Genomic DNA, 10,716 nt, shown 5'->3' with positions numbered 1-10,716 from the left:
CCGGCTCATCCCCAGCAGCTGGGTGACCTCCTCGCCGATCTCCTGGTGGGAGCGGCTGAGGTCCTTCCATGAGCCGGTGGCGGCGGCGTACTCACGCAGCAGGCTCTGCGCCTTGTCGAGGGTCGTGCCCGCACCGCGCTTCTTGGGCCGCTCCCACGGCGGCTGCCTGGTGATCTCCAACCGGCGGCCCGCGACGGTGAGTTCGAGGCGGACCTCGGTGCGGGTGGAGGGCGCCGCGTGGTCGCTGCGCAGGGTCATGCCCTGGCCGCTCTGCCGGGCGCCCGGCACCGAGCCGTACAGCGCGTAGCAGACGGCGTCCAGGATCGAGGTCTTGCCGGCGCCGGTGGGGCCGTGCAGGAGGAAGAGCCCGGCGGTCGAGAGGTCGTCGAAGTCGACGGACTGGGCGCCGCCGAAGGGCCCGAAGGCGGTGATGTCGAGCCGGTGCAGCCTCATCGGGCCCCTTCCGTGGCGAGGCGGTGCGGGAGGCGCGGGAGGCGCGGGAGGCGCGGGAGGCGCGGGATGGTCATCGGGCGGTCTCCCGCAGGGTCTCGTCGGCCCGTACGGCGTCGAACGCGTCCCTGAGGACCGCCTGTTCGTGCTCGTCGGGGCCGGTGCCGCGGACATGGGCCACGAAGTCCTCGGCGATCTCCTGGTCGTCGCGGCCGGCCAGGCGCCGGGCGTAGGAGACGTCCGGGTCGTCCGGGGCGCGCTCCGGGTCGAAGGCGAGGCTGAGCGTGTGCGGGAAGCGTTCGCACAGGCGGGCCATGGGTTCGGCGGGGCGCACCGGGTCGGTGAGCGTGGCCTCGACCCACGCCTCCTCGTGCCGTGCCAGCTCCGGGTCGGCGAGCAGTTCCTCCAGCCGCCCCCGGATGCGGGCGAGCCGGCGCGGGACGGGGCAGTCGATCCGCTCCGCCTCGACGGAGCCGTCCGCGCCGAGGTCGACCAGCCACATGCTCTTGCGGTGGTCGGCCTCGGAGAAGGAGTACGGCAGCGGGGAGCCCGAGTAGCGGACGCGTTCGGTGATGGCCTGGCTGCCGTGCAGATGGCCCAGTGCGACGTAGTCGACGCCGTCGAAGACACCGGCGGGCACGGCCGAGACGCCGCCGACGGAGATGTCCCGCTCACTGTCGCTGGGGGCGCCGCCGGTGACGAAGGCATGGGCCAGGACGACGGAACGGGTGCCGGCCGCGCGGGTGGCGAGGTCGGCGCGGACCCGGTCCATGGCGGCGGCCAGCACCGCCTCGTGGCCCGCCTTCTCCACCCCGAACTCGTCCTTCACCAGGGCGGGTTCCAGATACGGCAGCCCGTAGAAGGCGACGTCGCCGTGGGCGTCCGGGAGCACCACCGGGGTGCCGGCCGCCGAGGGCGCGGTCCGCAGATGGATGCCCGCCCGTCCGATGAGGCCCGCGCCGACGCCGAGGCGCCGCGCCGAGTCGTGGTTGCCGGAGATCATCACCGTGGGCACGCCCAGCTCGGCCAGCCGGTGCAGCGCGTCGTCGAAGAGCTCGACCGCGGCCAGGGGCGGCACCGCGCGGTCGTACACGTCTCCCGACACGACCACCGCGTCCACGCCGCGCTCCCGCGCGGTCGTGACGAGATGACCGATGAACTCGGCCTGGGCACCGAGCATGTTCACCCGGTGGAACGCCCGGCCGAGATGCCAGTCGGAAGTGTGCAGCAGTCTCATGATCCCCGAGACTAACGGCCGGGTCGGACATCACGGGCGGCTACCGCCGTATCGGGCCGGCTCGGCCACGCCTGACCGCATTCCACGCGCGCGTGCCGGTTGACGAGGCCCACGCGCGCGTGCCCCGTGACGGGAAACGCACACGTGCCCCGGAACGTGGCGAGGTCCGCGGTCACGCGTCCCCGTATGCCTCTCCCCCGAGTTCGAATGCGGCCGTACCCGCCGTCGTGTCGGCGAGCCAGGTTCGGACGGTGTCGACGTCGGCGTCGGGGAGGGCGATCTCGATGGTGACGGCCTCGCCGTAGTGGACGCCGCGGACCTCGCGGCCGGTGGCCCGCAGGTCGTTCTGGACCTTGCCGGCGCGCTGGTGGTCGACGGTCACCGTGGCCAGGCGGAAGCGGCGGCGCGTGAGGGTGCCGAGGGCGTCCAGGGCCTCGCCCACGGCGCCACCGTACGCCCTGATGAGGCCGCCCGCGCCGAGCTTGACACCGCCGTAGTAGCGCGTGACGACGGCGACGACGTACCGCATGTCCCGCCGCATCAGCATCTGCAGCATGGGGACGCCGGCGGTGCCGCCGGGCTCCCCGTCGTCGCTCGCCTTCTGCACACCGGCGTCGGCGCCGATGACGTACGCGTAGCAGTTGTGCGTGGCGTCCGCGTGCTCCTTGCGGACGGCGGCGATGAAGTCCTGGGCCTCCTGCTCGGTGGCGGCCGGGGCGAGCGCGCACAGGAACCGGGAACGGTTGACCTCGGTCTCGTGCACGCCGGCGCGGGCGACGGTGCGGTACTCGTCCTGCATCGGGCCAGCCTATGCGCAGGCCGGGGCAGGGCCCCGCCGGGCAGCGCCGAAGCTGCCGCAGGGTGGGGGTATCGGCGCCCCGGGCCTCGCCCGCGAGCCGGTCAGGGCTTCTTCTTGCCCCTGGGCACGATCATGTCCGTCAGCAGTGCCGTGCCGGGGGCGAGTGAGGCCCATGAGTCGCCGTACCAGGAGAGGAACGCGATCGCCGAGGTGGGGAACTTCGTCCGTACGTCGTCCAGCGTGTCGCCGAGCGCGTCCCCGGCCAGCTCCAGTACCAGCTCCTCGAGGCCGGGGTTGTGCCCCACCAGCAGGAGGGTGCCCACCCGGTCGGGGACCTCGTGCAGCACATCGAGCAGCTCCGGTACGTCCGCCGCGTACACCCGCGCGTCGTACCTCACGGCCGGCGGTGTCCCCCACTGGGCCGACGCCAACTCCCAGGTCTGCCGGGCCCGTAGGGCCGTGGAGCACAGGGCCAGGTCGGGCAGACAGTCCGCCTCGGCCAGGGCCCGCCCTGCGGCGGGGGCGTCACGGCGGCCACGGGGCGCCAGGGGCCGCTCGTGGTCGGGCACGCCGACCGGCCAGGCGGACTTGGCGTGCCGCAGGACGACGAGCCTGCGCAATGGTCCGGCCCCGCGACGCCCGGCCCTACGGGACTGTCCGCTCATGCCGATGCCCCGATCTCCCTGGTGAGCTCCAGCCCGAGGAGCCGGTCCGCGAAGGCGTACGACTCGAAGCGCGCGCCGTCCGGCATGGGATCCGCCGCCGCCACGTCGCGCAGTACGCCGAGCACGGCGGGCACGTCCAGGTCGTCCTCCCAGGCGGCGCGCAGGGCCTGGCGTACGGGCTCGGGGATCGGCTTCGACGGTCGCGTCGCCCAGTGGGCCACCGCCTCGCGCCAGCGGTCCAGCGTGTCGCGGGCCTCGGTCAGGGCGGTGGCGTCGAGGTGGACCGGGGCGTGGCGGGGTTGGGCCAGGAGGGCGAGCCGCAGGTCGGTGCCGGACGCGGCCGGCGCCTCCGATCCGGTCACCGGCGCGACCTCGACCACGACGCCCGCGCCGGAATCCTCACCGCCGTGGTCATCGGCCGTCACGTCCCCGGAGCCGAGCACATGCAGCACCCGCCGCTCTCCTCCTCCCAACGGGGCGCGCTCGGTCGGCCTGATGCCGAGGTCGTCGGCGCGTTCCCGGAGTCCGGCGGGTGGGTCGGCGGTCAGCAGGGCGGGGCTGCCGCCCAGTTCCAGGGCGCGGGCGAGGACGTCGGCGACGAGCAGGACGCGCAGCGCCGAGGTGTCGTTCCGCGGCACATGGGCGTGGATCCGGGTGAGCGCCCTGCGGATGTCGGCGGGCTCGCCGGTCCGGGCGTCGGTGATACGCAGCACGGGGTGAGCGTAGGCGCGGGGACGGCGGAGCGCAGTACGGAGGGTGACATTCCGGGCAACCGACCGCTCCGGCCACCGGGGAATCGTGGAGCGTCTTTCACTGTTGCCGCAGGCAGTCCAGTGACCCGGCACGCACTACCAGAGGAGCGGCACATGTATGGCGACCCCGCTACGGTCCGCAAGATCCTGACGGAGCTCGGCGACACCTGGGCCGTCGTGGGCCTGTCCACCAACCGGCGTCGCGCGGCGTACGGCGTGGCGGACGTGCTCCGGCGCCACGGCAAGCGTGTCGTGCCGGTGCACCCGAAGGCCGAGACCGTCCACGGGGAGCAGGGCTACGCCTCCCTCTCCGACATCCCCTTCCCGGTGGACGTCGTCGACGTGTTCGTCAACAGCGACCTCGCGGGCCCCGTCGCCGACGAGGCCGTCCGTATCGGGGCCAAGGCCGTCTGGTTCCAGCTGGACGTGATCGACGAAGAGGCCTACGACCGCACCCGCGCCGCCGGTCTCGACATGGTCATGGACCGCTGCCCGGCGATCGAGTTCAACTCCCTGCGCTGAGGCACGCGGAGCGCGGTCTCGAACCGGGCGGGGTCGTCGTCGGGGCCGGGTGTGAACAGTGGCGGGGCGGGAGGTCGTCCCCGCGCTCGATCACCGCTGTCAGTGTGCCGGGGGCGGTGTGACCGGCGGCGGCCGACCGGGGCGGGCCGCTTTCGAACGCCTCCCGTCCGGTGTCGCCCCCGGGTGGTGGTCGAAGACGACGAGACGGGTCGCGACTCGGCGAACAGCACCGACTCCGCAACCCGGCCGAGGAGTTGGAGACTCGCCGCGAGCACGCACGGCCCGCTCTCGGCGACGATCGGATCGCGTGCCGCGGCGGCTACGGCGGGGCGGTGGCCGGGCTCGGCCGGCCAGGCGGACGTACCCGGAGTGGGCGGCGCCGGCACACCCGACGCCGCCCACGGTCAGTTCCGCCGGCACGCGGGACCCCTGCCCCGGCTCAAGGCACACGACTGCGGGCCGACACCGGCGGCGCCAGTCGTCGCCGACGCCACGGGACCGGGGTCACGGCACCTTGGCTGTTCCTCCCCGTCAGCCGTTCCGGAGCTGTTCGGACGTCCCCGAACCCTGTCTCGTCGACCGGAACAGTGGATACGATCGTGACCGGCGACAACGGGCACAGACACGGTCAGGCACGATGGCGGCTACGGGGGAGCACGGTGTCGAAACTCAAGGTCTTCCTGAGCTGGTCCGGCGAGCCGTCCCGGCAGTGCGCGCTTCTGCTGCGCGGCACGCTGCCCGCCTTCAACCCTCTCATCGAACCCTTCGTGTCGTCGGAGGACATCGCGAAGGGCGACCGGGGTTACGACGCGATCGCGGCGCGGCTCGCCGGTTCGCAGTTCGGCATCGTCTGTGTCACCCCGGAGAACCGCCGCACCCCATGGATCAACTTCGAGGCGGGCGCGCTCTCCCGGGAGCTCGGCGGCCCGAGACTCGCCCCGTTCCTGCTGCTCGGCACGACGGTGACGGACCTGGTGGGCACACCGCTGACCCAGTTCCAGGCCACGCCGGCGGACGTGCCGGAAGAGGTGCTGAGCCTGATCAAGACCATCAACCGTCTGTGCGAGGTACGGCAGGACGAGAAACTCATCGACGACCTCTTCGAGAAGTACTGGCCCGAACTGCGGGACGGCCTCACGAGGATCACCCTCGCCGCCCGTGACGCGAAGAAGGCGGAGGGCGACGACGCCCCCGTGCCCAGACCGTCCGAGGAGGAGATCCAGGACCAGATGCTCTCCCTTCTGCGGCAGCAGGTCGACCGGATCAGCGCCCTGGAGCAGGCGGTCGCCGAGGGCAACGCGGAGCGGGCGAGCGATCTGCGCAAGACCCGGGTCCTGTTCGACGGGATGTTCGCCGATCTCGGCCGCCCCGACCCCGACCCGCGCCCGGAGGGCCGGGCCAACGCGGATCGGGCCAACGCGGATCGGGCCAACCCTGACGAGGGGGCCTAGCCTCGGTGGCCGGTCCCGTACGACGTCTGCGCATGCTGTTCGGCACAAGGCTCGGTCTCGTCCTGCTCGGGCGCAACTGCGCCGTCCAGTTCGGCCTGTTGGCGGGTGCGGCCCAGCTCGTCTTCACGTTGTGGCCCGACGCCGACCTGCCCCGCTGGCCCACCTTCCTCGGTATCGCGGGCCTGGCCGCGCTGATCGCGACGCTGGTCTCGCTCCCCCGCAACAGGATCAGCCGCGACTTCACCCATCCCGACATCACGGTCACGGTCGAGGTGGGTGACCTGTTCGACCATCGGTGCCATCTCGTCATCGGCTTCACCGACACGTTCGACACCGACACGGCCGACGAGTCCCTCGTCTCACGCCGCAGCGTCCAGGGTCAGTTCCTGCACCGGGTGTACGACGGCGACGTCACCACCCTCGACGCCCGCCTCGACGAGGCCCTCGCGGACGTGACACCGGTGCGGACGGAGGCCCGTACCGAGAAGCGGCTCGGGAAACTGGAGCGGTATCCGATCGGCACGGTCGCCGTGGTCAAGGACTCCGGGCGCGCCTTCTTCTGCACGGCGTACGGCCGCATGAACAATGACCTGATGGTCGGTTGCGGCACGGAACAACTGTGGAACAGCCTCGCCCGACTCTGGGACGCCGTCCGGCGCCACGGCCACCGCGACGAGGTCGCCATGCCCATCACCGGATCCGACCTCGCCCGGATCAACAACATGGACCACGCGAGCCTGCTGAAGATGATCCTGCTGTCGTTCGTGGCCCACTCGCGGGCACAGGGGGTGTGCGGATCACTGACCATCGTGGTGCACCCGCAGGACTACTACCGTATTGACATGCTCGAACTCGGGGTCTTTCTGCGGTCGTTGTGAGGGAAGGAGTGGCAACGGATGCAGGACAGGCGGTCAAACTCTGCGAAGCCGTACTTCTTCCTGAGCTATGCCCACGCCCGGAAGCGGGACGCGGGCGACGCCGATCCCAACGTCTGGGTGCGGAAGCTGTATGACGACCTGTCCGCACACGTCCTGCAGCTGACCGACCTTCCATGGGGCTCCCGGGCCGGCTTCCTGGACCAGAGCACGGCGGTCGGCGTCCGTTGGAGGGACGAGTTGTCGGAGAACCTCGCCCACTGCAGGGTGTTCGTCCCGCTGTACTCGCCGCGGTACTTCGTCAGCGAGCAGTGCGGCCGGGAGTGGTGGGCGTTCTCCCAGCGCCAGGTCGACCGGCGGGCGCGCGACGGTGCCCCGCGGGAGAGCGCGATCGTCCCGGCGTTGTGGGTCCCCGTGGAGCCGAGTCACCTGCCCCGAGTGGCCAGGGACTTGCAGTTCGACCATGCCGCGTTGGGGCAGGACTACGCGGACGAGGGCTTCTACGGGCTGATCAAGCTCCGCTACTTGCGGGACGAATACGAACGGGCTGTGTACCGACTGGCCAAGCAGATCGTGAAGGTGGCCCGCGAAGCGACTCTCGACGACGGCCACGTCTATCGGGACTACGAGTCACTGCCCAGTGCGTTCGGCTCCGGGGGCCCGCCGGACTTCGACATCTCGGTGCTCGCCTGTACCCGTTCGGACCTGCCGCCGGGCCGCGAGCCGGACTACTACGGAGACCGGCCGCACGACTGGAACCCGTACCATCCCGAATCGGCCAGACCACTCGGTGACGATGTCGCCGATCACGTCCGCAGGATGGACTACAAAGTCCACGTCGGTGACTTCGAGCGGGATGCCGACCGTTTCCTCCGCGCGGGGCCGCCGAGGGCGCCCGGGATCCTTCTCGTCGATCCCTGGGTGCTGCGCAGTCGGTTCCATCGCGACCTGCTCTCACGGGTGGACCGGATGGCGTCCCCGACGATGGCGGTGGTGGTGCCGTGGAATCAGCAGGATCCCGGGAGCCATGCCGACGGAGGGCCGGGACCCGCCGAGTTGGAGGCCGTCATGCCGCGTCTCCTCAGGCTGAGTCGTTCCGCGTCCCGGACGTCGGTGGGCGGAGTCGGAACACTGGCGGCGTTGCATCAGATCCTGCCCACAGTGGTGCGTCATGCCGTCGACGGGTTCAGCAGCCTCACCAAGGAGTTCGTGTACCCGCGTCCCCGCCTGCGCGGCCCGGACTCTCCGCGGTAGGCCGCCGATGACCAGTCGACGCGGGGGACGGATCATCACCTTCTACTCGTACAAGGGCGGTGTCGGCCGCACCATGGCCCTGGCCAACGTGGCCTGGATCCTCGCCGCGAACGGGCACCGGGTGCTCGCCTCGGACTGGGACCTGGAGACACCCGGTGGGCTGCCGCGCTACTACAGGCCTTTCCTGCCCCGGGACGCCCTGGGATCCACGGGGCTGATCGATCACTTCACCGACTTCACCGACGATCTGCGCCACCGGGGGCGCCCGGACGAGGAGTTCTATCTACGGCACGCCGGCGTCGAGCACGCCATGTCCGTGGAGTGGACCTTCCCGGGCTCGGGACGGCTCAACTGCCTGTCGGCCGGGCGACAGGACCGTGACTATCACGCCACCCTCGCGTCGTTCCGCTGGGAGGACCTCGACGCGCGCTTCCTGGGCGCCCTCCGGGAACGCTGGCGACGCGAGTACGACTACGTACTGATCGACAGCCGCTCGGGCATGGGCAGCGCGGTCGACATCTGCATCCGCGAACTGCCCGACATCCTGGTGAGCTGCTTCACCCTCAACGACCAGAGCATCGACGGCGCGGCACTCACAGCCCTCCATGTGGCGCGTACCGCGCCGAGCCGTGGAGTCCGCATCCTCCCGCTGCCCATGCGGGTCAACGAACAACAGACGGACGCCTTCACCGCCGGACGGGAACTCGCCAGGTCACGGTTCGCCGACGTCCCCCACGGGTTGTCCGCGGACTCGCTGCGCCGGTACTGGGCGGAGAACCGCATCCCGCACCGCACGGGGTACGAGCACGAGGAGGTCCTCGCCACTTTCAAGGACGTGCCCGGCGACCCGGACAGCCTGTTGACCGCGTACGAGCGGCTGACCTCGGTGATCACCGGAGGCCGGGTCACCCGGTTGCCGCCGCTCGACGAGAGCCTGCGGCGGTACCACCTGGGGTCGTTCGTACGGCCCTTGTCGCCCGAGGTCACACCGGTGGTCCTGTCCTCGGTGCCCCGCGACCGGATGTGGGCCGACTGGGCCCGCTGGGTGCTGACACGCGCCGGTTTCCAGGTGGTTCCGCCGTCCTTCGGCACCGACCGGCAGAGCGGGGCAACCGTACGCAGGGTCATGCTGGTGTCGTCGGCGTACCTCAAGTCGCCCCGGTCCCGGGCTGATTGGCCGTCCACCGACACCGGGCAGGCGCCGGTGCTGCTGCGGATCGACGACGGGGCCGTACTGCCGGAACCCTACGCCCGGCACACACCGGTCGAGTTGGCCTCCCTGGACGCCGGGTCCGCACGGGCGGCGGTACTGGAGGCGGTCGGCGGCCGTGGGCGGGAGCGACCGAACGACCCGGGTCCCAGCTTTCCCAACAGTTGCCCCGCCGTCTGGCAGGCCCCACCCCGCAACCCCCGATTCGTCGGGCGCGATCTCCAACTCGACGCGGTGCACGACGCGTTGGCGGTCAGCCGGAGGGTGGCCGTACGTGCGGCGGGGCTGGGCATGGGCCGTCGGCAACTGGCGATCGAGTACGTCCACCGCTTCCGCGCGGACTACGACCTCGTATGGTGGGTCCCGGCCGTCACCCGGCACCTCGTCACCACCGCGCTGGCCCGTCTCGCACGCCGGTTGGAGCTCCCCGCGGCGGGCGGGATCGACGCGGCGGCCCGGCGGGCACTGTCCGCCCTGGAGGCGGGCACACCCTACGGCCGTTGGCTCCTGGTCTACGACGACGCCGCCGACCCGGACGTACTCGCGGGGCTCCTGCCCTTGGGCCCTGGTCGTGTCCTGATCACCGCCCGTGACACGCGGTGGGAGAAGCTGGGCCACCCGCTGGTGCTGGAGCGGATGGGCCCGATGGAGAGCGCGGATCTGCTGCTCGGCCGCGTGCCGTCGCTGGGCCGGGTCGGGGCGGACGACCTGGCGACGGCTCTCGGCGACCTGCCGCCGCTGGCGCTGGACCAGGCCGGCGCCTGGCTCGCCGAGAACGGGGCGGAGGACGGGGTCGGGGAGTACCTGGCACAGTTGAGGCCGGGCGACAGGGACGAGGGCGTCCGCGGGTCCGGCGGAAGCTCACCGGAGGGGCCCGCACGGCTCGCGGAGGCGGCCCTGCGGAAGAGATCCCCGGCCGCGCATCGACTGCTGCAGCTGTGCTGCCGCTTCGCTCCCCTGTCGCTGCCCTTGTCCACCGTACGGAGCGACGCCGCACTCGCCGCGCTCCGCCCCTACGACACCACGCTCGACGCGACACCCCGGCTCGACGCCCTCGTCACCGAACTGACCCGGCTGTGCCTGGCGGAGGCCGACACCTCGGGCAACTCCCTGCGCGTCCACCGCCTCGTGCGGCACGTCGTACGGGCGGAGCTCCCTCCGGCCGAATGGGAATCCGCCCTCCGGGACCTCCACGACATCCTCAACGCGGCGGCGGCCTCGGAGTAGGGCATCCGCTCTCGCCGCTGGGGAACCCATGGCGCCCGCACGGGGAACGATCAGCCGTGGGCGACGACCGCCACCGGTGCCGCCGCGTGGTGGAGTACGGCGTGGGTGACGGGGCCGATGTGGGGGCCGAGGGGGGAGTGGCGGATGCGGCGGCCCACGACCAGCAGGGACGAGTCGTGGGAGGCGTCGATCAGGTGGTCCGCCGGTTTACCGGGGCGGGCCTCCTCGATGACCTCGACGGCGGGGAACTCCTGTCGGTAGGGGCGCAGCTCCG

The 10,716-nt window shown here is 71.9% G+C and carries 11 protein-coding genes; 5 read left to right on the top strand and 6 right to left on the bottom strand.

Annotation, left to right across the window (positions count from 1 at the left end; translation table 11 throughout):
• From STRIP9103_RS31720 to STRIP9103_RS31700, 5 genes are all read right to left on the bottom strand, one after another.
• A partial coding sequence (locus tag STRIP9103_RS31720; RefSeq protein WP_048821342.1) for an AAA family ATPase occupies positions 1-453 on the bottom strand: 453 nt, incomplete at its 3' end.
• Between the two features lie 70 nt (positions 454-523).
• Complete coding sequence (locus tag STRIP9103_RS31715; protein ID WP_009327290.1) at positions 524-1,687, bottom strand: exonuclease SbcCD subunit D; 1,164 nt, start codon at positions 1,685-1,687, stop codon at positions 524-526.
• Between the two features lie 172 nt (positions 1,688-1,859).
• A complete protein-coding gene (locus STRIP9103_RS31710; protein WP_009327289.1) occupies positions 1,860-2,486 on the bottom strand; it encodes a YigZ family protein in 627 nt (208 codons plus the stop codon).
• 101 nt (positions 2,487-2,587) lie between these two features.
• A complete protein-coding gene (locus STRIP9103_RS31705; RefSeq protein WP_048821341.1) occupies positions 2,588-3,151 on the bottom strand; it encodes a SixA phosphatase family protein in 564 nt (187 codons plus the stop codon).
• Positions 3,148-3,864 (bottom strand): cysteine--tRNA ligase, encoded by a 717-nt coding sequence (locus STRIP9103_RS31700; RefSeq protein ID WP_009327293.1) that lies wholly within the window; start codon positions 3,862-3,864, stop codon positions 3,148-3,150. Before STRIP9103_RS31700 ends, STRIP9103_RS31705 begins: the two co-directional genes overlap by 4 nt.
• Before the next feature lie 153 nt (positions 3,865-4,017).
• Here STRIP9103_RS31700 and STRIP9103_RS31695 point away from each other — a divergent pair, with 153 nt between their 5' ends.
• The 5 genes from STRIP9103_RS31695 to fxsT all read left to right on the top strand — a co-directional run bounded on the left by STRIP9103_RS31695 (position 4,018) and on the right by fxsT (position 10,442).
• Positions 4,018-4,425: a CoA-binding protein gene (locus STRIP9103_RS31695; RefSeq protein WP_009327291.1), complete on the top strand. Its 408-nt coding sequence runs from the start codon at positions 4,018-4,020 to the stop codon at positions 4,423-4,425.
• A gap of 659 nt (positions 4,426-5,084) precedes the next feature.
• The gene (locus STRIP9103_RS31690; RefSeq protein ID WP_009327288.1) at positions 5,085-5,876 is read left to right on the top strand and encodes a TIR domain-containing protein; all 792 of its coding nucleotides are present in this window, start codon (positions 5,085-5,087) and stop codon (positions 5,874-5,876) included.
• A 32-nt stretch (positions 5,877-5,908) separates the two neighbouring features.
• Positions 5,909-6,754: a macro domain-containing protein gene (locus STRIP9103_RS31685; RefSeq protein WP_063747339.1), complete on the top strand. Its 846-nt coding sequence runs from the start codon at positions 5,909-5,911 to the stop codon at positions 6,752-6,754.
• A gap of 18 nt (positions 6,755-6,772) precedes the next feature.
• Positions 6,773-8,005, top strand: a complete 1,233-nt coding sequence (locus STRIP9103_RS31680) for a TIR-like protein FxsC (RefSeq protein ID WP_009327285.1) — start codon at positions 6,773-6,775, stop codon at positions 8,003-8,005.
• Positions 8,006-8,012: 7 nt separating this feature from the next.
• Entirely contained in the window at positions 8,013-10,442 is a 2,430-nt protein-coding gene (gene fxsT, locus STRIP9103_RS31675; RefSeq protein WP_009327282.1) for an FxSxx-COOH system tetratricopeptide repeat protein, read from the top strand.
• 50 nt (positions 10,443-10,492) lie between these two features.
• On the opposite strand, the gene STRIP9103_RS31670 is transcribed toward fxsT, so the two are convergent.
• On the bottom strand, positions 10,493-10,716 hold a 224-nt coding region (locus tag STRIP9103_RS31670; protein WP_048821340.1), incomplete at its 5' end, for a universal stress protein.

The organism is Streptomyces ipomoeae 91-03, assembly GCF_000317595.1.
GTDB lineage: Bacteria > Actinomycetota > Actinomycetes > Streptomycetales > Streptomycetaceae > Streptomyces > Streptomyces ipomoeae.
The sequence above is the reverse complement of the archived record's forward strand: the minus strand, read 5'-3'. Positions and strand labels throughout refer to the sequence as shown.